The 24,234-nt window shown below is 32.0% G+C and carries 20 protein-coding genes; 5 read left to right on the top strand and 15 right to left on the bottom strand.

Annotation, left to right across the window (positions count from 1 at the left end; all coding sequences use genetic code 11):
- The first annotated feature begins 89 nt into the window (after positions 1–89).
- Positions 90–1,418: a beta-1,3-glucanase family protein gene (locus AAFN64_RS09925; protein WP_347760322.1), complete on the top strand. Its 1,329-nt coding sequence runs from the start codon at positions 90–92 to the stop codon at positions 1,416–1,418.
- Positions 1,419–1,488: 70 nt separating this feature from the next.
- Here the strand turns inward: AAFN64_RS09925 and AAFN64_RS09920 are convergent, their stop codons facing one another.
- The 3 genes from AAFN64_RS09920 to AAFN64_RS09910 all read right to left on the bottom strand — a co-directional run bounded on the left by AAFN64_RS09920 (position 1,489) and on the right by AAFN64_RS09910 (position 3,594).
- Positions 1,489–1,917, bottom strand: coding sequence for a VOC family protein (locus AAFN64_RS09920; protein ID WP_347760321.1), 429 nt, complete (start codon positions 1,915–1,917; stop codon positions 1,489–1,491).
- Positions 1,918–2,040: 123 nt separating this feature from the next.
- Positions 2,041–2,355, bottom strand: coding sequence for a hypothetical protein (locus AAFN64_RS09915; RefSeq protein WP_347760320.1), 315 nt, complete (start codon positions 2,353–2,355; stop codon positions 2,041–2,043).
- Between the two features lie 237 nt (positions 2,356–2,592).
- Entirely contained in the window at positions 2,593–3,594 is a 1,002-nt protein-coding gene (locus AAFN64_RS09910; protein ID WP_347760319.1) for a hypothetical protein, read from the bottom strand.
- Between the two features lie 223 nt (positions 3,595–3,817).
- Here AAFN64_RS09910 and AAFN64_RS09905 point away from each other — a divergent pair, with 223 nt between their 5' ends.
- Positions 3,818–4,534: a pseudouridine synthase gene (locus AAFN64_RS09905; protein ID WP_347760318.1), complete on the top strand. Its 717-nt coding sequence runs from the start codon at positions 3,818–3,820 to the stop codon at positions 4,532–4,534.
- Positions 4,535–4,783: 249 nt separating this feature from the next.
- Here AAFN64_RS09905 and AAFN64_RS09900 read toward each other — a convergent pair whose 3' ends face one another.
- Together AAFN64_RS09900 and AAFN64_RS09895 are read right to left on the bottom strand one after the other, a co-directional pair.
- Positions 4,784–5,062, bottom strand: coding sequence for a hypothetical protein (locus AAFN64_RS09900; protein WP_347760317.1), 279 nt, complete (start codon positions 5,060–5,062; stop codon positions 4,784–4,786).
- Between the two features lie 370 nt (positions 5,063–5,432).
- The gene (locus tag AAFN64_RS09895) at positions 5,433–7,955 is read right to left on the bottom strand and encodes a DEAD/DEAH box helicase (protein ID WP_347760316.1); all 2,523 of its coding nucleotides are present in this window, start codon (positions 7,953–7,955) and stop codon (positions 5,433–5,435) included.
- A gap of 633 nt (positions 7,956–8,588) precedes the next feature.
- Between AAFN64_RS09895 and AAFN64_RS09890 the strand changes: the two genes are divergently transcribed.
- The 3 genes from AAFN64_RS09890 to AAFN64_RS09880 all read left to right on the top strand — a co-directional run bounded on the left by AAFN64_RS09890 (position 8,589) and on the right by AAFN64_RS09880 (position 10,617).
- On the top strand, positions 8,589–9,098 hold the full coding sequence (locus AAFN64_RS09890) for a hypothetical protein (RefSeq protein WP_347760315.1): 510 nt from the start codon (positions 8,589–8,591) through the stop codon (positions 9,096–9,098).
- A 497-nt stretch (positions 9,099–9,595) separates the two neighbouring features.
- The gene (locus AAFN64_RS09885; RefSeq protein WP_347760314.1) at positions 9,596–9,907 is read left to right on the top strand and encodes a hypothetical protein; all 312 of its coding nucleotides are present in this window, start codon (positions 9,596–9,598) and stop codon (positions 9,905–9,907) included.
- Positions 9,908–10,158: 251 nt separating this feature from the next.
- Positions 10,159–10,617: a hypothetical protein gene (locus AAFN64_RS09880; RefSeq protein ID WP_347760313.1), complete on the top strand. Its 459-nt coding sequence runs from the start codon at positions 10,159–10,161 to the stop codon at positions 10,615–10,617.
- Between the two features lie 332 nt (positions 10,618–10,949).
- Here the strand turns inward: AAFN64_RS09880 and AAFN64_RS09875 are convergent, their stop codons facing one another.
- From AAFN64_RS09875 to AAFN64_RS09830, 10 genes are all read right to left on the bottom strand, one after another.
- A complete protein-coding gene (locus AAFN64_RS09875; protein ID WP_347760312.1) occupies positions 10,950–11,135 on the bottom strand; it encodes a hypothetical protein in 186 nt (61 codons plus the stop codon).
- An 866-nt stretch (positions 11,136–12,001) separates the two neighbouring features.
- Positions 12,002–12,982 (bottom strand): phospholipase D-like domain-containing protein, encoded by a 981-nt coding sequence (locus AAFN64_RS09870; RefSeq protein WP_347760311.1) that lies wholly within the window; start codon positions 12,980–12,982, stop codon positions 12,002–12,004.
- A 522-nt stretch (positions 12,983–13,504) separates the two neighbouring features.
- Positions 13,505–14,260: a hypothetical protein gene (locus tag AAFN64_RS09865; RefSeq protein ID WP_347760310.1), complete on the bottom strand. Its 756-nt coding sequence runs from the start codon at positions 14,258–14,260 to the stop codon at positions 13,505–13,507.
- Between the two features lie 147 nt (positions 14,261–14,407).
- Positions 14,408–14,950, bottom strand: a complete 543-nt coding sequence (locus tag AAFN64_RS09860; RefSeq protein ID WP_347760309.1) for a hypothetical protein — start codon at positions 14,948–14,950, stop codon at positions 14,408–14,410.
- Positions 14,951–15,113: 163 nt separating this feature from the next.
- Positions 15,114–16,184 carry a hypothetical protein gene (locus AAFN64_RS09855; RefSeq protein WP_347760308.1) on the bottom strand — a complete coding sequence of 357 codons (1,071 nt, stop codon included), beginning with the start codon at positions 16,182–16,184 and terminating at the stop codon, positions 15,114–15,116.
- A gap of 490 nt (positions 16,185–16,674) precedes the next feature.
- Positions 16,675–17,169, bottom strand: coding sequence for a hypothetical protein (locus tag AAFN64_RS09850; protein ID WP_347760307.1), 495 nt, complete (start codon positions 17,167–17,169; stop codon positions 16,675–16,677).
- Between the two features lie 133 nt (positions 17,170–17,302).
- Positions 17,303–18,043 (bottom strand): hypothetical protein, encoded by a 741-nt coding sequence (locus AAFN64_RS09845; RefSeq protein WP_347760306.1) that lies wholly within the window; start codon positions 18,041–18,043, stop codon positions 17,303–17,305.
- A gap of 50 nt (positions 18,044–18,093) precedes the next feature.
- The gene (locus AAFN64_RS09840) at positions 18,094–18,933 is read right to left on the bottom strand and encodes a hypothetical protein (RefSeq protein ID WP_347760305.1); all 840 of its coding nucleotides are present in this window, start codon (positions 18,931–18,933) and stop codon (positions 18,094–18,096) included.
- Between the two features lie 265 nt (positions 18,934–19,198).
- Complete coding sequence (locus AAFN64_RS09835; RefSeq protein WP_347760304.1) at positions 19,199–19,660, bottom strand: hypothetical protein; 462 nt, start codon at positions 19,658–19,660, stop codon at positions 19,199–19,201.
- A gap of 197 nt (positions 19,661–19,857) precedes the next feature.
- Positions 19,858–23,655 (bottom strand): hypothetical protein, encoded by a 3,798-nt coding sequence (locus AAFN64_RS09830; RefSeq protein WP_347760303.1) that lies wholly within the window; start codon positions 23,653–23,655, stop codon positions 19,858–19,860.
- Positions 23,656–24,234 lie beyond the last annotated feature (579 nt).

Raw genomic sequence — 24,234 nt, 5'->3', positions numbered from 1 at the left:
CTGTCTCGTTCCATTTTTTTAAATCACGGTGGCTTGTTATGCTACTTTTATGAAACTAAATCAGTTCATAACTTTAAAAAAACAATATTATGGCAACATTAACAGTAAATTTTAAGAACAACAGCGGGTTACCGGATAACCTGGTATCAATTGGTTTTGTTTCAGGAAGTACTAGCGCTCCATTTAGCATAAGCTACCCTGATCCCAATCTGACACAACCATTGGAATTGGAAATACAACCTTTAAATCAAACAAAAGGCGCTGGAAATTGGTACTCCTTAACCGATTTAAGCAATGGCATTTCCATTTCAAATTTCAGTGGTCGAATTTATGTCGCTTATGGTCAGACGTGGTCTGTTTTGAATGCCGGATATGAGCCGGCTCAAAATATTACCGATGTCAATTTCTTTCTTCGCTATGACAAAATGGAGTTGACTTTTAACGGAAATCCGGCAGATGTAGCCGATTTAACCAGCATTGATTATTGGAGTATTCCGATGCAGCTGGAAACTTTCCTGAATGGAGTTAGCGTTCAAACAGATAATGGCATCAAAACCGGAAAAACGGCTGAGATGATTTATTCGCAATTAAGTGCCATTACAACACCACCGCAATCGGGTTTACAAAATGCTATTGCAGCGGTTGTTCCGGGTAGCTTTCAACAAGCGCCTACACAGCCTGGAACTGGTTTTGCCCGTATAATCGGACCTTCATCGTATCCGCCAATCGGAGGCGTTCCGATTATTCCCTATGCCCTTTTTTCAAATTATATCGACTACTTAATCCAAGACTTTGGACCAGGTACTACTTCAGGGCAAGTAATCCCAGGATTAGGAAACGGAACGATTGCCACCATTGCGGGTCATTTTAATGGTGTTGGACCCAATGTACCCACAACCGGACCACAAAGTGCTCAAAGTTATAATTTTACGGCTTCAGTAAATAGTTCGGGCGATATCACGTTAACCGGAACTGTAGGTAGCGTGACCGGAACGACGACAATCGTGTATAAAAAAAGTGATTTGATCAGTCCAAGTGGCATTTATGGTGCCAATGCTCCTTTTTCGATTAATGGAGGAGCGTCTCAAAATCCGGCCAACGATGTTTATGGTTGGATAACCGGTGATTTATTAGCTGGATTTAATATTGGTGCCATTGCTTCGGCAACCAAAATAAACAGCGTACAAGTAGGAACAATGGAAAGCTCGAAATGGTTTACTTTACCCGACACGTCTTTATTTAATAATCTGCAGCAGAATTCGTTATATTACAATCAATATGCCGCTATATTACAACAGTTGTCGGATGCGTATAATTTTGCCTATTCCGATCGCTTTTCTCCGGTGTTAGTGTCATTAGATCCTTCAACAGTTAATACATTACAAGTTTCACTGTTTAATGTGACCACAAGTAGCTAATTGCTACCTCGCAATACCATACAATGAGCTCAATAATTATTGGGCTCATTTTGTATCCTATACTCTTCCGTTATTTTTTTGGATTAAAATCGATAATCCATTCGATTCCATATTTGTCTCTAAACATTCCAAAATAGGAACCCCACGGGCTATTCGAAATGGGCATTTCAATTGCTCCACCAGCAGAAAGACTATGAAATAATTGGTTTGCTTCCTCTTTACTTTCAGCGCTAATTGAAATTTTACTTCTGTTTTCATTTTCATTGACCCTTCCTAAAAATTCCGGAACATCATTTCCGATTAGCACATTGCTTTTCCCAATCGGTAATGCAATATGCATAATCTTATTTTCTTCATTTTTACTTATTTGGAATTCCGGGTTTTTAAAATCTTTGAATCGAACAATTTTTGAAAATTCTCCGCCAAAAGCAGCTTTATAAAATTCAAATGCTTCTTCTGCATTACCATTAAAGTTGATATGAGGATTGATCAGTGCCATAATGTGGTTGTTTGGATTAATGACGTTTTTACAATGCTAATCAGGATTTTATTTTAATCCCCTAATTATGTTAAAGATAGCGATTTTCAACGAGGATAAAATACAAGATGATCAAATAATATGTCATTTGATTGGATGGTTATAAGACGACTGATTAATGATATCTTCCACATCTTTTTGGGTCGTTACGTTTTTTCCGGCATCGGTAAACTCATAGCGCTGCTGTTCTTTCGAAATCTCTTTGATCAATCCGTTATCGATTAAAAATATAAAACACCGAACAACCTCATGTTCTTTGCAACCACTTTTATTGACTTCATAAATGCTACGCGCTACATTTTTTATGACCTTTTTACCATAGTCCGATTGATACCACAATTCCCGGATTAATAGAAACATTGTTTCCGCGCTCAGTTTTCCGTTTTCTGGGTTTTGCATTTTGTTTTATTTATTGATTCCGATGGTGCAGATTTACTTTATCTGTCCGACTAAAGTATCGAACGTAATCCGAGTTCACAATTAAAGCCAATCTAAAAAAGCATTTGTATTCTGTACAATAGTCTATATCAATTTACTCGGATTTGTAATCAGAGCGATCTGGTTTAGTGAATTTTAAACTTAGCACGGATTGCAAATCCGCGCTATCGGGGTATAAAACCGCTGTTAGCAGATGTACTAAATCTTTTTACTTACATTTTCTATTATATTGGTGACGAGATTTGGTGAACCTATATCATTTTCAACACCGCCGTATCCTGTATTTTGGTGTGAAAATATTGCCTGTGTTGCTTGGACTAATAACTTATCGTTACCATCTTCTGATTTAGCTGTATCTAATAGACTTAATGTACTTTTTAAAGAATTTGATTTATGAGAATTGATTATAAAATTATGCATTTGAGCATTATAATTTTTCGCACAAAACCTAATTCCATAAATTAAAAGGGAATAATATAATAACTTAGAAAAAATATATTTCCCATAAGAAGCATAGATTGTATTATTTATGATAGTTGGATCATATTTTACTTTATCTGATGCAAAATCTTTTTGAATTGATTTTGCAATATTTGAGAATGCATCACTGGTTTGCAAAGTGGAGCAAAGTATCCAAAATAGTATAACTAGTAATAAAAACAATATTACAGCCCAAATAATTGCAATTTGTTTATTCGTTTTTGCGTCTGTTTGAAAATCAACTCCTTTATCTGCAAATTCAAGCTTGGTTTTAAAGGAATTTAGCTTTTCCTCTTCCAAAAGAATACTCTCAGTCCGTTTTTGAAGGTCTTCTTTAATCTGTTGTATCGCATTTGATTCTGCTTGAAGTTTTTCTCTTTCTTTCTCCGCCTCTTCGCGAGCTTTTGCTAGAATCTTTTGTTTCTCATCTTCAGTAACGAAATCTAAATTTCGAACTGACAAATCTATATCATCGATCATTGCGCTAATTACGCTACGAAGTTGGTTCATAGAACTCAAAAAAGAATTATAATCTATCACGTTAATATCTACTTCGTCAACTAATTCTTTGTAGTCTGGGTTATTGTCAAATAATCTTTTAATATAAAGTTTCAGTTTATTACGAACACTTGTCAAAGTTACCGTATCAAATTCTTCCCGATATAACGTATCATCAAGCTCTTTGAGTAATTCGAATAATTTCTTTTTAATTTCATCCATAGTGTTGATTTGTTCAGGTGTGCAAGTATATCTGCTAACAGTGTTATTTACTAAACTTTCTCCTTTTTTATTTCATAAAAAAGCTATATAGCTGTATTTCGTAGATCCACAAGAAAGTAATTTATAAACAACAAAACAATACGTGTTTTTACCTAATTTAGAACGTTCCTACTAAGCCAATATCAAAAAATCACTTACTTTTAGACGTTTTTTATAGCTGTATATGTTAGAGATTATTTATCAGGACGATTATTTAGTCGCCATCAATAAACCACACGGTCTTTTAGTGCATCAATCACCTATCGCAAGAGATGCATCCGAATTTGCCATTCAGTTGTTGCGGGATCAAATTGGTAAAAAAGTATATCCGGTTCACCGAATTGATCGCAAGACTTCGGGAATATTGCTTTTTGCATTGGACAAAGAAGTGAATAAAAATCTTACGGAACAGTTAACGCTAAAAACCGTTGAAAAAAAGTATTGGGCCATTGTAAGAGGTTATACTCCCGATGAGCAACTTATAGATTATGCTTTATACAAGGATAATGGCACTTTACAGGAGGCACAAACAATGATTAAGACTTTAGCAAAAGTAGAAATCGATATCCCTTCGGGTAAACACAGTACATCCCGATATTCGTTTGTGGAAGCTTTCCCGCTAACAGGTAGAATGCACCAGATTCGCAAGCATATGGCTCATATTTTACATCCAATTATTGGTGACCGTCCTCACGGATGCAACAAGCAAAATAAAATATGGCTGGAAAAATTTGAAATGAATACCATGTTACTCCATGCTCAGAAATTGGTTTTCACACATCCTGTAAGCAATAAAAAAGTGGAGCTTACCGCCCACCCACAAGACGAATTTATACGAGCCGCAGGAATTATGGGCTTTTATATTGATGAACAAAATTGTATTAGTATTGGGAATACATAGTTTTTAAGCTCCAAACTATTTGTGATGTAAATAACAGAGTCGTTATTACACACAAGCACAGTTATATTCTATTTTTTTCTTTACTAATTTTAGTATTCTTTTTCGGGCTCCTAAATCTATAATTCCTATCGGACGACTGGAAAAAGCGTTAAATTCAATTTGGCTTTCGTGGATCTGGAAATGTACTTCATAATATACACTCAAAGCATATTTTTGATATCCCAACTTAATAACCTCATTATCAATATTTTAAATCAATCTAAATCTTTTTTCTTTAGCCAGTTTAACAATACTATTTTTTTTAGAAGCAGTGTCAAGATTACAAAACACAAATACTGATTTGGAATTTTGATATACTTTATAAATGGCATAGACATTCAATATAAATAAAAAAACAGAAGCTATGATTAAACTTTTATGTCTGTTTTCATACCCTAGAAAAAATAACACTATAGGAGGTCCAAGAGAAAACATCAAGGTCATTGCATACTTTAATTTATCTAAAAAAGAAGTTTTAATTTGTGGCATTAAAATCGTGAATTTAGTCTGCTTGTGAGGATTACCTATTACTTTTTTTTCGAAGCTTTTCCAGATGTTATTTTATAGGTTACATTGCTATAAAACAACTCTTAAAGTCCGAATTGCATACTACTGAAAAGGGCATAAAAAAAGCTCTGATTTAAAATCAGAGCTTTCAAAAGTGGCGGGCTGAGAGGTATCACAATCGAACACCTCATACCACTTTTGTTGTATTTTAATAAGGTTGGATGATGTTATATATGACTGTATTGTTTAGTATTATTATGGCTTACTTATTTATAATGGTTTGGGGATTGCTGTAGGCGGGGATTTTTAGTACAAAAGTCCTATTGGTAACACCTAAATTTTCTTGATTATATTACTTTTTTCCGTTACGTCTTATTTGCTTCAAAAAATTATTTCTGAAGTTATCAGGTGAAAAACCATGGGCATTAATTAACTTTCCAATATCTTCTTTGTTAACTACATTAATCCCCTTATTTACAATCGCATCATAAAATTGCTCTAGTTTTGTTTTTAGATTAGATAGAGACATTTCATCTATAACCCTAGTATTTTCACTGGGATTCACATTCCAACCTTTAACATTAGGCGATTGTAGAGTAACTAATGTATGTGACACATTATTTCCGTAATTTTTTTTAAACCATTCACCTGATTGCAATAATTGTCCAATATTATCTCTTGTAATTTCTTCGTGAATCGCCATTGATTTTGCCTCCAAAATTAAATAATGATTATCACTCATGATCCATAGTACATCTGGTCCATTACCAAATTCGTTCTCTGGCTGTTGGGCATCAAATCCAAGTAACTTTCCAACCTCGCTAAGCGCCTTCTCAAATTTAGGTGCTTTAATGTCCTGACTAAATGTAAGATCAATAAGAAGGGACTGGATATGAATTTTCAAATCCTGTGACTTATTAAATTGACTAATGTAAGAAAGAATTGTAGAGGACTGACCTTCATTTTTATTCAGTTTACTGTAATTTTCTCCATTTATTGGTCTTAACATATGAGGTACCATTGTCGCTTTAATTTGTAAATCATTCGATAACACTGTATCTAGTTGATAGGTAAATTTCGCCGCATACTCATAATACCATCCTTGATGTTTCAAACTTAAACTCAATTCATTGTTATTTATAATTTTAGAAGTTATAATATCGGTTGCATTATTATATCTTCTTAAATTAAACTCATTCAACGCTTGTTTTTCTCGCTGTGCAACATTTAAATCCTTTCTCTTGATATCACTAAGTTCATCATCTTTTACTTCATCTAAAATCGTACTATGAAATTCTCTCCAACTTTCATCTTGATCAAGGCACAAAAAAATGGTTTCCCTAATAGTTCGTATCGAATTGGTTCTATCTTCCTCTTCATCAAGTATTGTAAGCCCAGTCTCAATTTGTTTTCGTGTCACTGGAGAGAAATAACCATAATTAAATTTATTCCCTAAAAACTGAACCAAATCATTCCCCATTAGAATTACGGAACAGTAATCACTCCCAGATCTAACAGCTCTACCTAAACCTTGTTCTATAATCTGCGATTTTAAGGAGGCTTGGATAGAGTCTACTCTCATTTCTTTATATAGATCACTATACGATACGAATCTTGGATATCCATCTATTATTAACAAACGACACATATCACCGTGCAAATCAATCCCATCATAACGATTAATCAAAACGTAAATTCCACCATTCGAACTTTTTAATTTCTCTATATTATATGCAATATTTGCACCATCATTAAGATTTTCAGCACCATACGAATACCAGACCCTGGCTCTTTCAATGGAAGGAACTAGTACAACAGCATTATATCCTTCACTAGTAATATCAACTACTAATTCTCTTATTTTCGAGTCTTCCAAACTTGGATCAAATCTCTTAGGAGCTAATATTAATCTTTGTCCAACGTCTTTTCTATTTCTAGGGACAATCGCATTAAGAATACTTTCTTCTGATATTCCAAAATCTTTAATTAAATCAACTTGATCTTCAAAAGTCGCTGATAAAATGTATTTAAATTTGGCCTCAGAAAACGATCGAACAGATTCATAAGGTACAATCATAGGTGATATTTGAAGTCCGTTCGGACCGATAAAGCAATCAAATGTGTCTAGAGAATCGCATATCATTTGCCATTTGAATTTTAACTCATTATCATGAGAAAACTCATTTAATATGTCTAAAATTTCTTCTTTTCGATCAAACCAAATCCAATAAGGGACTTTCAGTATTTTAGCATACGGATCACCGTCTATAAGTCTTCTGTAACTTCCAGGTGCTTGTCTTTTTAATTCAATTTCAAATAATTTGATAAGTCTTTCAAAGATTTCATGGGTCTTAGGTATCTCTAACGTGGTATTTTGCCTCGCAATATCTAAACAAGCATGAGCATCATCAATAACTATACCTCCAAGCTCAATATTATCCCTATTAAATATTGATTTTGAATTAAATAGTTTATAAAAGTTACAAAGTAATATACTCTTACAATTTAGAAAATCTGAAGGAAACTCATTTTGATCTGTGATCTCGCAAACAGGAATGCCATAAAATTGGGCCTGTCTTTTTGCTTGCTCTAATAAATAGTTATCAGGGCATACGTAAACAACTGTTCCCACTCCCTCGATTAATTTAGAGTAAAGCATCATTAAACTCACTAATGTTTTACCAGAGCCTGTATTCATTTTACATAAGACTTCCTTTTCATCTCTTCTTTGATGCCACGATTTTAGTACTTCTTCTTGAATCCCTCGTAAATACGCATAACCTTCTTTATGATATAAATTTTGGTATAAATCAATAGGATCTATAGGAAATGAGGGCTTATTTTTATTTTCGAGTTTCTTTTTAAATACATTCATATTACTCGCTTTTAGATGTTAATATATTATAAGAAATTTATTTATTATAAATGAGAACAGTGTACTCGAGAGCTAGTGAATCAAGGATTGTGAGCTACATCTTTAAAAAACAAAATGTACCAAAAATAAAAAATAACGACTAAAAACTCTATTATATTTTCTCAAAACGAGAATAAATTTAGCAAAAAAAATAAAACATTGCGATTTTATACATAAAACCTTATATTTATAGCTTAACAATACTTCATCATTAACTCAAGAAAAAATTGAAATAATCTATTCAATACAATCAATAGCTAAGCATTCCAAATGAACAAAGTCATCCAATAGTCTAGCCCAAGTGACATGGAGGTAATTAGCACATGGTTAGGTGCAGTATTATTGCATGAATGGGAAATACCTTTACTAAGCTCACTAATACATAAAGGTAATGATCAAAAATAAGGTGATGCTTCTATAAAATGTGTGAAGAAATTTACGGAGAAGATTGGAAAACGTTAAAAGCAAATCCGGATTTCGAAATAAACGCAATTAAGGAATGCTACTCATTTTGGAAAAACGACGACAACCTCATAACGATCAATTGAATTTAATTTCCGAATTAATTAAAATAAATAATAAAATAATTAAAACATGAACTGTCTATTATTAGGAGGAAATGAGAATGTAGGAAAAACAGAAACCATTATACGACTACATAAATATCTTGCCAATTTTATAAACGCTGCACCGCAACCACAACAACAACACAAGACTTTACAAGGTGTCCCCATTAACGATTATATGTGGATACTTGAAGGACAAAACAAAGAGAATAAGAATATCCGTATCATTATAAATACAGCAGCTGACGATAAAAATTCTATAATGTCTTTTAAAAATTTCTTTGATAAAAATTTTGGATTAGCTGGTTATGACATTTTAATTTCCGCTGTAAGAGACAAGGATACTGAAGAATCTCCTTCAAAACGTCACTTGTTCTTTAACACCATGAACATTAATCCCTTTTTCAATTTCATATTAGAAATTCCATTTGGCAAAGTCAGAAAAGGAAAAAAAAGTCCTATTGCAAAAAAATGGTATGCTGACCAAATAGACAACTTAATCCATCATACTTTAGCAAATCCTCCTTTCAATATATAAAAAGTTAACCTATCTCATGATATAGAAGAAAAATAGAGGCAGCTTATAACAACAACCTCATTTTTTTGAGATAGCACCTCTCTTACAATATATTGAAATCTACCTAGCTCCTACAGTAGATGATCCTCCCAAATGGGTTTTCTTCAACAGTATGACTATTAAGTCAGAAGGTGGAGCCAAACATGTAATAACAAGAAGTCTTACTTCCGAGTTTAGCTATACAGCAAAGTAATTAAAAAAGATCCCTACAAGTTATTGAAATAACCAGTAGGGACAATTTATTTTAGGAGGATTCTAAAAAACATCAATGAATGATCACTATACCTTCTAATAAATACGAAACCACTCCATCAAAAAACTGTGACTCGCAATTATAATATAAACAATCTTTTAGCATTTAATCCCAAACAGAAGCTTCCTATAATAAACCAGTAGTTACACGTATACTCATTCTCTTTTTATGATCTAACTTCCCTGTAACAAAAAAATAACTGATTATGAAAACATTACATATTTTAGGACTACTTCTCTTTGTTACAGGTAACAATTTTGCCCAATTTAAGGACAGCAATGAAACCGTTGTCTATAATATTGATAATCCAAATTTTAGTAATTTTAAAATTTCTACTAACGAAGCTATAGTAGAATTCCTTTTATTTGATTGGGAAAGCTCTTGGGTTGACACAAATGATACACTTAAAATCACTGCTATTAAAAAGAGTGGCGTATTTGCGAAGGGTGGCTTAACTAATACAAAAAAATTATTGACATCGATGATTTTAATTTTTCAAAACATGGATTTCTTTTAGGAGTAAGTTATGTATATGGAGCCAAAGAAGTTATTGATCCTAAAAAAGGTTTATCTACTTTTAGATTAAGTTTTGAATTCAGACAAGATAAATTTAACAATTATGATCCCGACACGAAAGATATAAAGTTAAGATACCCCGAGACCTTTTCAATAACCGGTGGCTTCACACATTATTCTTTTTATAATAAATTTGTTTGGGCATTATCTCTAAATGGCACATATAACCCTAGAACCTACAATAATTCAAGTTTGATAGATTATAAAGAAATCGATCCAAGTACAATAATTGATAATGTAGTTCCATTCAAAAGTCCTGATGGAAAATATGGTTCAATTAATAATAGAATTGCAGGAGGCAATTGGGGAATTTCATTACCTTTTTTCTTTGACTATACTCCCACCAAATTTTACCCATTGGTGAATATCGTACCATTTATTTCATCTCAAATAATACACACAAATAAACCAACATATAACTCTGGAATATGCATTGGCTTTTTATCAACAGAAATTTTTCAAAAACCAAAAGCATCTGAAAAAAAAACTACAGTCAATGTAGATCACATTCAAACGGAGATAGAGCGTAAAGAAGGTGCCAGAATTTTTAATACTCCAAGTTATATATCCATAGGAATTGACCGCATGTATCAAAGTGACTCCAAACCATCAAACGTCAATATTTTCTTATCAGGAACTTTTAATTTTTAAACTTACAGCTAACATATAACTAATTTTAATCTCTCTACCATCCGTAACTTTATCTAAACCCATACATTATAAAACAAAAATTTATAATAGATTTTATTTGAATGTGATAAACAAAATACTCTTAAACCAAGAAACTGCTTCATAATCGTTATGAAGCGGTTTTTTATTTCAGATTAAACTTGCTACTTCCCCTGTGCTACTTCGTTTTCAGGCATAAATTTGACTTTCTGCTTTCGTATGTTCCCAAAATTGTCTTTGACGGTAATCTCAAAGAAATGTTCGGTATCGGTATATGACGTATATTTCAATATGAAAGTCCTGTCATTCAAATCTTACTCAATGTTCTGACCTAAAAAAACACCTGATTCATTTTCCAGTGTACCAGTCCCCATATATTGAACATAGCTTACTTTATATTGTGTGGCGGACTGTTGTACCAATGGTACGATACGTAAACGTAATTCCAGAGGTGTATACTTTGCAATTATATTGAGAACTTTAGCTTCGAGACTTCCCAATCATCCGTTTTTCTATATCATCCCAGTCATCGACAAAAATTTCCAAATCAGAAGCAAACGGGCATTGCTTAGAATTAATTGTCAAACGTATCATAATCGATACTTTTCCATTTTTGTTTGGTCTATTTTTTCTCAAATAGAACAAGACACTTAGTCCTTTCTTCATCATAACACTCATCATTAGAGTTAAACATAATTGATTATTTGTTAATAATGAGTTATTTACACCTGCCAAATATTGACTAATGACCGACTAATGAGTAAATCGTTACCATTTTTTGAAGAGATTTTAATGGTAACGAATTGGTAACGTTTTCTATGTAAAAATTGGCTTTTAGTTGTCGCGACGTGGAATAGGCTTTAAGAAATGAAAAAGCGCCTTAACACATTACTGCATTAAGGCGCTTTCTTGATTTGGCAGACAAGTGTCTGACTATTAAGCGGAGAGTGAGACTCCCAAACCTTATTTTATAACGATTTGCAAATATGTTAGTTACAATACCTTTTCAAATCATCGGTAACTATTTTGTAACGATTTAAAAGAACAATTTTTCATTAAATTGTCACCATTTGTCATTACCACGTTTACAAAAAAAGCCCTGAGATTAAAAATCTTAGGGCTAAATATGCGTTTTAGATAGTCGCGGGCTAAGAGGTATTACAATCGAACACCTAATGCCGATTTTGTTGTATTTTAATAAGGTTGGATGATGTATATGATAGTATTGTATTATTGCTGCTTACTTATTTATAACGTTTCGCTGGCTTTACGTAGTTGCGGCAAGTTAAAGAAAAATGCAAGAAGAAATTGTAAGGTTCAGCGTATTTTCCAAGAAAGATATGCCTGCTATAACGCAAAACCGCTGTTAACTGTAGTTGCCATTAGTTAAAACGGTATCAATATTAGTTAAAATTGTCTGGTTTTTACTTTCTAAATTGAAGTCTCTATTCAATGAGATTTTTTCCAATTGATTTTTACAATCTTCAATTATTATTATTAATTCTAAATGAATTTTGTTATAGTTTTCAATTACTTCTTTTGATAAATCAAGATTAATATTTTTTGATTCAAGATCAACTAAGCTTTCATTATAAATATTAGAATATGCGTATGAGCATAGTTGATCTACTTTTTTTAAAATTTGTCTACTCAACTTTTTGATATTGTTGTAATCATCAAAATTTTCCGTTTCAAACCATAAACTGCAAACTTTTTCTAAATTGTGTACTACATTTTCATAGTTTTCAAGAGTGATGATGACTTTTTCTATAGAAGGGTTTAATCTAAACATTCTACTTTTAATGCCGTTCCAAACAATTCTGGTATAAACTATCAAACCTGGAACTCGTGTCATGGTGTGTCTACGCTTTAAAGATTTAATTTCATCTTTCACAAAATCTTTGAAATCATTGACGGTATCAACTTTCCATTGTCTATTAATGTGTGAATGATTGTGAATAGTAACTACTTCTACTTTATTCTTCCAACTGGATACTGAAAAATTACTTGAGCCATAATATAAATCTTTATCCGTTAGAATCCATTTAGAATGATTGTTTCCATTTAAAATCACTCCAATGCCATTTATAATGCAAAAATTAATGATTGCCGGTTGATTACTTCCATTTCCATATAAGTGTGATGGTAAAATAATTAATATAGGTAAGCCTTGCAATGCTTTTTGTCTTAATTCTCTAAAAAAAGAATATCCGACTGTTTTAAAAGTAAAATTATAACCTCCAACAATTATAAAATTATCTGCATTATGAATGATTCCAATTATATCTCCAGCTATATCATGTCCGCTTCGTTTAATTCCCCAGGTTGAATTTGAAAGTGTTATCATTTTTTATGTAGTTGGTTTGCAATTACAGCTAACATTCTTTTACACGAAACTTCTCCTTATTTATCTTATAAAAAAGCTATATAGTTATATTTCTTGGATCAACAAGAAAGCAATTTATTCATGATCAAACAATACGTGTTTTTACTTAATTTATAGACAACTACATTTTTAAAGTATTGAAATCTAATTCTTAATAAAAAAGAGAAAGTCTTTAGTTGAACCGAATAAAAAGCGAGCGAATTACAAAAAAGTAGCATAACTTTTTCTCCAGTTTTTGTTTGCATATCTAGGTGCCCTTTCAGCATTATTACAAGCTGAAGTAAAAGCAGAATTGTGAATGCTAAAATATATTTCATAGAAAGATGATTCTTCGAGTAATTACCACTAACGGTCTGGTAATTTGCTCAGTAGCTAATTTCGAAGAACAAAACTATCAATACACTATAAAGGTTGGTACGAGGTAGAATATTCAATTAACGACTTCACCTGATTTTTTACTAAACACTTGTTAGTAATTTGTACTTAGCCTTTTAATTTTTTCAAGTGTTCTCGTATAACCTCCCCCATGTCCTTTAATAAATCTGCTTTTACATTTGCGCTTAATTGTCTTGTATGAATTACTAATTTAATTCCATCCTCACTGTAATGTGAGAAAAACCAATTTGTTTTGGTATAAACTTTCTTAGGATATTCGACCTCATACTTTACACCGAAAATTTCGTCAATTTCTCGTAGATCGCCATTGTTTTTTATATAATTCGAGCAAGCTAAAACAACAACCGGAAAGTTTTGTATAAAATCAGATTCTTTAAGTAATGACTTTCGCTCGTTCAATTTACTTTTGTCGGCAGTAATGGTATTTTTGTTAGGTGCATCATTCATTTCTGTCGTAAACACATTTTCAAGAAAATCAATATGGTATGATCTTTCTTCCTTTTCAAATATATGATTTGTCAATCTTTGATATTTGCTCCAGGTGTTCTTCCCCCAGCTCTTTTCTCGTCTAAAAACATGGTCTTCTAGAATTGGATAGCTTAAAATTTCGCAAGTATTATTCTCTACATGATTTTGCCAATTACTTGCGTTTCTCTCATAGCATTTTTGATCTTCAAGATTGTCATCAGTAATTGCAGATTCTTTACCAATAAATAAAATTTGAGCGTTGGGATTACCAGTACCAATATGGAATTTATTTTCAACTCCCTTATTTACAAACTTTTTAAAATCGTCTTTGTGCATGTTTTTATTGATTTGATAGTTCTGTCCATCTGGTTCCACAGTATGACCATTAACGTTCCGCAGCTTGGTGCAGTGGCGGAACATTAATAATTTATAAGAAAGATAAGTAAAATTTGAATTAGCGGATTGTTTTCCAAGAAAGATAAACTAGCCATTACGCAAAGCTGCTGTTACCAGCCGTTTTTCTTAAAACCTTTGTACTCTCTCATATGCTAAATTCCCGTGTGCATAGTATTCAATTTGACAGCTTCTTTCTGCAATATTTACAATGACATAAACTCCTAGTAAATAGCCACAAACGTGCTCAGGATGCACTTCAGCTTCCCATGACCATACACCATCATAACTATCTTTTGTCATTGTTCTCAATCTTTTTCTGTCCGCAACTTTTTCTGCTTCTGGGCGAGTTGATTTTTTCATTTCTATAGCAATCAAGTTATCGTGCTTGACTACATTTCCTCTACTATGCACAATTAAATCGCATTGAATTGGGATGATAGTTTCTTCACCATCCAAAATAGTTTTTACTCGACCGCCTTGTTTACGATTATATTCTGGATCAGCAAAGTAACCTTTAATTCCGAATTCGTCTAGTTTAGGAGTAATGTAAATTGCAAGTCTTCCACACAAGTTTCTTTCTGCAACATTGCTTAGGATATTTTCTGTTTCGTGAGTTAAAAATATATTTAATGATCCGTCAAATAATTCGACTAATAATTCTTCATTCATAATTTATGCGATAGTTTTTAAAATGACTGGTAACATCCCTGTATTTGCGCTGGAGCGGAAATGGGAGCTGAGTTTTCTCTGTTAAGATACAACTTTCTTGGTTTTGAGGAACGTTTCAATTTATTCAAACCAGCTCTTGCACAAATGCAGTGTTGGTGGCAGTTTATGCTATTTTAATAATTTCTGAGATTAATTCATCTACACTTTTTTTTTCTGGTTTTCTTTTCGACAAATAATATTTCATAATTCCAAAGCAATGTTCCATATCTTTAAGTTGTTCATCTGTAAATGTTATTGTTGTTATTCCATATTGCTGGAAGTATTCATTTCTCTTAGTCATTTCATGAGCCCATCTTTTGGATAAATCTTCATTCATTTCTATTTGAGTTTTTGACTTTATTCCCGAAACAGCCATATGTGTCGATTGAGGACTTAATTCAAAACCTATACGCTCACCTGTGTGACAATTTAGTATTGTGAAATCTAAACGATATTTATGCTTCTTAGTTAATCCATCATATCTAAATTCTGGAATTAAGAAAGGTTCAGATAAAGGATCGGCTGATGAGTTAATGTAATCTTTATAAAAATCGAAAATAGCTTTTTCATAGATTGAATTTGAAACTCGCTTAAGTATAGATTCATAAAAATTCATAAAAACTGCAAGATCCCGAAATTTATACAATTTATCGTTTTCTGGGTCAACCAAACCTGTTTTCAATATTTGGCCAACAGTCCAGTATTCAAAATCAACTTTACGAATTCTTGCTGGCTTATTGTACCAAACTCCATCCCAAAAACGCGGCGCAATCAATAATCCCCATGTTAATGTTGAATTCCCAAACCAGATAGACCATAAATTTTCTTGGGGCTTTTGTTTGACTCGAATTTTATAATGACGATAAAAGTCACGTTCTAAAAAAAGCAAAATATATTCTCTTATTTCTTTGACCTTAAATATCTTCTGCATCATTGAGTTTCTTCCACTCGCAATCAAATCTTTTAACCCAGAAAGCCAACTTGCAATGTAGTCTTCATAAGTTGGCCACATTCCGTGAACTAGGTCTAGATTAGCTGCCTTATTAAGGCCAATTGTTCCGTGAAGTGAGTGGACAGAAAAAGTTCCACCTTTGATTTCACAATACTCTTTTAAAACAATTTCTTGCCGTTTAATAAGCTCGGCATTTATATCATTTTCTATTTTTTCAAAATGATCAGAGTCAATAACTTTCATTTCTATTTTTGAATGTTTATATGATGTTCTTATGGATTGACGTCAACAGTGTTTTTTACGAAACTTTCCCCTTATTTATTTCGTCAAAAAGCATATCGCTGTGTCTACACACGCAAGAAAGTAATTTATACATAATAAAGCAATCCGTGTTTTTACCTAATTGATAGGTAATTGAATTCGTAATAAAAAGAAGAGAATAACTTTATTAACCAGAAGAAGAAGAATGGCACAAATACATAAATAAAAAAACCTTAAAACAATCAAGCTTAAGGATTTACAAGAAAATTATTTCGGGTCGAGAGGTATCACAATCGAACACCTCCTGCTGCTTTTGTTGTATTTTAATAAGGTTGTGTGATGGATATTGTTTAGTATTATTATGGCTTACTTATTTATAATGTGTCGCGGCTTGACGTGTGTAGATACAATTTCGTGAAAAATGTAAAATTAAAATGAAGCTCGCATTTTTCACGAAAGATAAATAGGGTTATTATACGAAATCATTGTTAGCCAGTGGTGTGCTCATCCTCTCTAGTAACAAAGTTAAAAGCGCATTAGCATTTTCGAAATTTGTTTGTTGCTCATCTATAACTTGAATGTCTTTTACTCCATGAAAAAGATTGTTTCTAAATCGGTAAACAATAATAACTAAGGCTAGAATTATATCCCAAGTATTTGTATTATTTCCCAACAAAACTTGTTCAACTAATCCTTGTCGATCGTTTTGTCGAAAATTTAAATGTTGAAAACGTCCATTTAAGTTCGCATTGGTTACATAGCGATTTCTAAAATACTCTAAAAAAGGTTGAAATTCTAATATGTCAAAATGATGGATTTGTATTTCATTTTCAACAGTTTGTATTCTGAAATTAGATAGACAAACAGAACTCTCGAAAATGTTCCATATTAAGACAAAATCTTTCACACTTGCTAAGTCTTGGTCATTTAAATTTGTTCCAAATCTTCGATTAATCCATTCTCTCATATATTTTAGAATTATTTACGCCTCTACTAATTCAAGAGACATTAGCAGCAATTTAAGAAATATTATTAAACAATATTGAAACTCTGTAGTTTTTATAAAATATAAAAAACGAACTATTACACTACACAGCCTGTTAGGTGCTTTTACAATCATCTAAAATTTTAATACGTTTGAAAAGCAATTCTCTCATTTGAATATCAAGACGATTTACCTCTTCAAATTGTTTCAATGCTTTCTTGTTATGCTCATCAACAATAACTAAAAGTTCTTCATTGAAATTATATCTGATATCCTGCCTGATTTGATCATCCTTTTCTAAATTTAAATTAGTTTCCGCTTTCCAAAAAGCTTCATAAAGTGAGTATATTGTGTCTGATACAATTTTTTGAAGTTCGATAACTTCGTTAACTAATTTTTCTTTTAGTTCCATAAACTCACTATCGTGTATAAACAAGACAAGGTGAGCGGCAGCTAAGTCATATTCATATTGCCGCTTTTGATTTTCTAAATATTCCAACCCAACTTCTTTGTAAGTCTCGAAATTATATTTATAAAACGAAAATCTAATCAAAGAATATATCCATACAGACTTTTGTTTATTAAAATCGAACATCGCTTCTCTCTCTGCAGATTTGATATTTAACTTATGTTGATTTGTTAAAGAAAGTTGTGCTTTTAAAAATTCCGTTTGTTGAAATAAATCAGATTTAATATTTTCTATGATTTCGGTAATTTCCCCAATATCTTCTTTTGTAGCTTGGTTTGAAGCTTTAGTTTCGAAATACTTTGGCAAAAAGTTTTTGAATAGATAGAAAATCGATAAGGATATGAATATTAATATAAAATTGTAAAGATCTTGCTCAAAATTTTTCATTAGGCTATTTTATTTACGGAATGTTTAAGCAATTGCTGGGAATACTACTATTATTCGAAGTTGCTGTTAATTAATGAGTTCAAGTCATCAAACATATTTATTAATCCCGTAACTTTTAAATCTAAATAAGTTTTCAAATACTTCTCTGTTACAATATCTATACTTAAACTTTTATTATAGCCTTTTTCATATGGTGCTTTTAGCCTGTAATATTCAATATCTTTAAGTTCTAATTCTTTCTGATTAATTATTTCAATCATTTCACCTTGCAAAACAATTAGAGGTATGAATATTTCAAGTCTTGTAAAATCGGGACGAATTTCTTCCCATCTTTCTTTTGTGTCAGATTTCTTAATCTTTACGAATTGAGAAAGCTTACTTAAAGTTTGGTGAAAATCATCAGGATGGTTAGCCATCCATTTTTCATCTATATTTTTATCTTTTTTCATAATAAAACCACAATATTGACGTGCAGGCATGGACTTAATAATTTCGTTCTGTCTATCATATATCACTTGAGGAAAGCTCTCACTGCAAAATTCTAAGAATTGTGGACTACCATTTATAAAATTATATGCCCAATCTGTAGTTGGTTCTTCTCGATCACCATAACTACAAAACAAAGCTAATGGAACCGGATTATTTATACATTCTACGTAAAAATTAACGAAAAGTGTAATATTAGTTTTATTGGTGGAATTAGATGCTAGATTTGCCGTAGCCAACACATCTATTTCTCTAAATTTTCCTTCTACTTCATCGATAACGTATCGATGACTAGATTCTGCATCAAACTGGTTATCATTAAAAAAGTTTAAAACTCTATTCTCGAGTAAATAGCCCGACCTGATCAAAGCTTTTTTTATTTCATCAAAGGTGATTTTTTCCATTTTTGGGTATAATTTCGCTCAACATTCTTTTTTACAAAATTTTTCAACTGCTTATATAGTGAAAAGGCTATAGTCATATTTTGTAAAGTTATTCTGTTAGTTCATTAAATATCGCTTCTATATTCTCTAACAAATAAGAATTCTACTGGATTAGAAAAAAAATAACTTATTGATAATAAAGCAATATATGTTTTTACCTAATTACATATTTTCAATAGAAAAGTAAACAAACCATAGTGTAAAACGATTGTTTGTGACTACAGACTTATTCCTTTTTAGTATAATCAAGATATGCTATAATAACTGCTGCAATAGAAATCAAAAAAGCCAAAATTGATAGAATATGGGGGAGCCATTTGGTTTTGTAAAGCCATTTGTTTAAATCAGTTGTTATTTCTAAATTTTTTAATTCTAATTCTGTTCTATATTTTTGTTTTCTTTCAAGACTATTTATCTCTTCTAAATATTTTTTATAACCACCTTTAGATTTTATTTGTCTTCCATAATCAGTTAATTCGTCAAAAGCTCCACCAGTTTTAATTATTCCTCTTTGAACTAAAAGAAATCTTGCAAGATTATATAAATAAACACCTTTATCAGTTTTCATTGTGTCTACCAATATATCATAAACGAAATATTCATTATAACTCGGCCATTTACTAATAAATTCATCTATAAAATCTTCAACCTCTTGAATTTCAAATTCTTTAAAGTGTAAATTTGACATATTGATTTTTTTGGGATTTTGAGAATGATGTTCTTAGGTTGCTAACAGTTTCGGGATTTCCATTCTGGCTGGTTTCGGAGCATAAAACTTCATTTATGCACTGAATCCTCTTTTTATCACACGATTGTTATTTCTTCGCCCTTCTTTTTCTTTTGTCCGTTTTGTAGTCATTTTGTGTCTATCTTGGTGAGTAGGAATCAATATTCCAATTTGTTTCTTTCTGCATCTTCATCCATTTGTTGTGCATCAAATAAATATCCTTGTTTCATATTTTTGAAAATCTCAGCAACATTTGGAAATTTATTTTTATAGTCATTTTCTAACTTTTCAAAGTATGCTGCTTTTTCTCTTTCAATGCTTCCTCCTTCAAATGCAGCTCTTGATGAAAAACTTCTTTTGTTGAATAAAGCAGAAGAATAATTTTGCTTAAGACTATCTGTATTTATTTCTTCAATTAATTTAAATATTTTTTCCTGTGGCCACAAAGGAATATTTTCTGGATATTGTGCTAATACTTTACCAATTTCGGCATCAGCAACTTCTAGTCTACTTACGTTTTCTGCTAAAAATCTTGTTTTTATAATCCAATTTTTCAATTCCATTTCATCTATAGAATTGTCTTCTTTCATACCTGGAATTTTTTTCCAAGAATGAAGCAAATGATAGGCTTGTTTTGCTCTATTTTGAATAGCATCATCAGAAATACCCTCTCGTTCTTTCTCCAATAATGCTTTGTCTTTTGGAATGTAAATCCACTTTAAAATCTCAATAAAAAAATCAGGGTTGTTTGCCAATTCTTCTTCTAAAGTCTTGGGGTTTCTTCTTGTTCCGTATGAATCCAAAATCGGAAGATAAAGCCATTCCAAATGAATGAGGGTTGATTTCTCAATATCTGTACGCTTGTCAAGTTCTTCAAAAATTTGATCAATTTTATACCCACTGAAACGTGGCGTTTCACTTGCTTCCTCTATCGCTGCTTTTTTCAACATCTCTGACAGCAGGCTGCTCGAAATTACGTTTGCAAAATGTGAAGCAATATCTATTACAGAAAAAAATCTTTTGTATTTCAAAAGCATTTTAATTCCAATTGTTTTTTCTTCATCTGTAATGTGATAAAAATGTGGATTGATGTTTTGCCAATATTCATTTTGTATTTCTTCATCTAATGAAGCTACAAAATTCCACAATTGTTGATTTTGATTTAGTGGAATTAGAACATTAGAAAGTGCTTTGTTGCTAAACTTCTTTTCTTGTAATTCTTTGAATAGTGATTTTATCCAATCAAAGTTTTCAATAATTGATTTACGATAAATAAAGTTGTGAACAAAACCAATAAGATTTTTATCGTCATACAAACATTCACAAACTGTAATAACATCTTCTTTATTTGTGATTACGCCAGCTAAAGCACCGCCCAAAAGCCAAAACTCGTTAACTTTTTTTCGTAATTCTAAGGTTGCGTTTAAACCTAATTCTTGAAGAAAAACTGTTATTGCTGTTTTTCTTGCTTCATCAATACGCTTTTGTTGTTGATCGTATCGTTTTTCTGATTCATTGGGTTCGTATTTGAAACCTTCTGGAAACTCAGGCCAATGTTCATCGAAAAGCCAAATGTATTTGTGGACAATGTCTGTTGGTTGAAGTTTGTTATACAAATTTTCTAACCGTACTAACTCGGATTCGGGTAAAGCCCAATCGGTATCAGGATGCGACCTATGATGATTTAAAATTCTCCTTATTGTTTCCCAAGTTGAAAATTTTTCCTGTTTGACATTTGGGTAAACTTCATCAGCCCAATCCAAAACTCTTTTTCTATCTTTAGGAGAAAGATTGGTTATTTCCTTTATGAGTTGAGAAAACTTTTCTTCATCATTATCAAAAAGATTTATAAGCATTTCTATTACTTCTGAATGTGTATTCCATATTTCTTGATAAGAGTAAGTGAGATTGGTATTCTTATCAAACATTCGCCAACGCATTTTATGTGTTGGCTGTGCTATACCGTGATGATCTGGAAGCATCCTAATTAAAAGAGACCAACCTGATTCTTTTTCTTTTTCGGTAATGTATTTTAAAATTTCCATTCTTTCATCATATGATGAGAGAGTTTGAAAATGCCATGGTTTGAAAATTTCTGAAATACTATTCAGTGGCCTATTTGATAAACTACCGCCTGGGTCAAGGCTTGAAAGTTTAAGTAGTGCGAAACTCACATCCTTTAAATATTCGGGCAACCAAGCCAAATTTTCAAGTGCCCACAACAAACCAGTGTGATTACTTGTTTTGTGCAAAAAACCATCTTCCTCTTTGAACATATCCATTATTTCGGGCTGTTCTTTTGCCAATGAATTTTTTACTGCTTTAAGAAAACTTTCAGGTGATGCCTCCGAAATAAGAGGTAATTCGTGATCAACGGAAATCCACATTTCACCACTTGCATTGTTGAGTAAATCAAAAATGATTTTATCAACCCAATTTTGGGGATTGTCGAGGTTGGTAATTTTTACTCCATTCAATCGTCCAACTAATATTAACGATTGTGTTAAGCCTTCTCTTGACCAATTCGAATATTTGTTTTTTTTGTTAAAATAAGCTGCGAAACTGTTTTTGCCCTCAGGTTCCACTATCGGATTTCCATTTTTGAAAGCTAATGTATAACACTCTTGAATGTTCTGAAAGTCTTTAGATGAAAGTTGAAATGAAAGAGCTGTCCACAAATCCAGAGGAGAGATTAATCTCCAAGTCTGACCTATTTGGATAATGGGCGATTCTTCAAAGTTTTTCCATTTATTTAGGATAACTAAATAGTCTGAATACTTTTGTTCGGAAAGCTTTTCAATTAGTTCAATATCTCCAACAAATTTTTCATTCCATCTTCCAATTATAAGAGCAGGAATTATCTCACGGATGTTTTCTTTCTCTATCCATTTTGCTTTGTAGTGTGGGAATCCAAGTAGTTTTTTGAGTATCGTAATGTTTCTGCCTGATTCCCTAGAAAATTTCTCAGCATCTTCTTTTGATATACCACTCTTTATTAGGGCATTGATTTGATCATCTCTATCAATTGTTGGTAGAGTAATTGTTTCTTGATTAAAGTCATCATCTGCACCGAGAGGAACTAATACGTGGTTTCCTTTTGATACAGCTAAGTAAAGAGGTTGCGCTTCATCAAATCTTGGAATGAGATTTAACGTAGAGGTTATATTGTTTCTTACTATTCCGCGAAAATTCCCTTCAGTATCAACAACTAATGCTTTTGAAAAAAAACGGTCAAACTCTTCAGTTGGAAATAATTTTGCTGAAGCAATTATAAATGCAATTGCTTCAATCTTTGTTGATGCTTTTATTCCTTTGATTGTTGGGGCTCCTTGTAACGCTGATAATAACAAATCTTTCTCATATTCTCTTCCTGCTACTATACATTCTGGTGAAAGAACCAATCCTTTTGGACCAATTGACCATTCTTCCCAGAATTCGTCAGCCGTCATTATCCCATCAAATGGATATGTTCCAACTCCATCTTGCGAAGCAAGCCAACGAGAAACAGAGAACGTATCGTCAAGCCATTGCTCTAAGTCTATTGAATCATATACTATAACATCTTTCCAATGATTTTCAGCTTTTTTCGCTGCAACCCATGCGTCTTTTTTTGTCCAAAGTCTTGGCGTAACAAATATGAAAACAGAATCACGTGGTGTAAATCCTATTGGATTTGCTTTTCTTTTATCATAATCATCATCGGCTTTTCCTTTACAATCAGAAGAAGTGCCAAATTCCCACAAAGAGATTCCTTGAGGAACATAAGCTGTTTTAATTTCACAATTCACAACACCGTCCCAACCTCCAATATAGGATGCACTGCCCGAAGGAAGGTTTGCTTTTGTACTTGCAGGTGTTGTCGCTCTTACCAATCTTGAAATTAGGTAAGGTAGAATGGCTTTTGAAAAGGTAGTGTCTGCCCAATTTTCAAGATTATTTCTCGTAACAAGTTTCATATTGTAATTGTGATTTCTTTCATTTCTGTTTATACTTAATGTCTGTCATGTCGTCTTTTAGGGTAAGGCATAAAACTGTTTTTTACAAAACTTTCCACCTGTCTGTTTTCTAAACAAGCACATAATCTTATTTCGTAAAACTTATTCTTTAATAATTGTAATTTTGTTAAACTCGCAAGAAACTGATTTACAAACAACAAAGCAATACGTGTTTTTACTTAATTTTATGTTTTAAAAAAGACGTTAATAGAAAGCTTTTTTTTGCAAATACCTTGAAATATTTATGTGTTGATACGTGCAAATAAACAAGCACATTTACACATCTATAGATTTTATATCCCTTCTGTCACGGGTGAAAAGAAAGAACTATTTATAATCAATAATTAGAAAAAAATCTTTTTCTGTCTGTTGGATATAACACCTCCATAGTTTTATTAATTGATCAAAAAGGATTGCCTCTACCAATTGTAAGATCGGCCTCGTTTGAACTCAAAGCATAATTAACTGTAACATTCTAAGTTATACAGATACTTATTGCAAGAAAAGTATCACAATGTTTATACGTGTTTATACTGCATT

The organism is Flavobacterium sp. CAU 1735 (genome assembly GCF_039888695.1).
Lineage (GTDB): Bacteria > Bacteroidota > Bacteroidia > Flavobacteriales > Flavobacteriaceae > Flavobacterium.
Note: the sequence above shows the minus strand (reverse complement) of the source record. Positions and strands in the feature narration are given on the sequence as shown.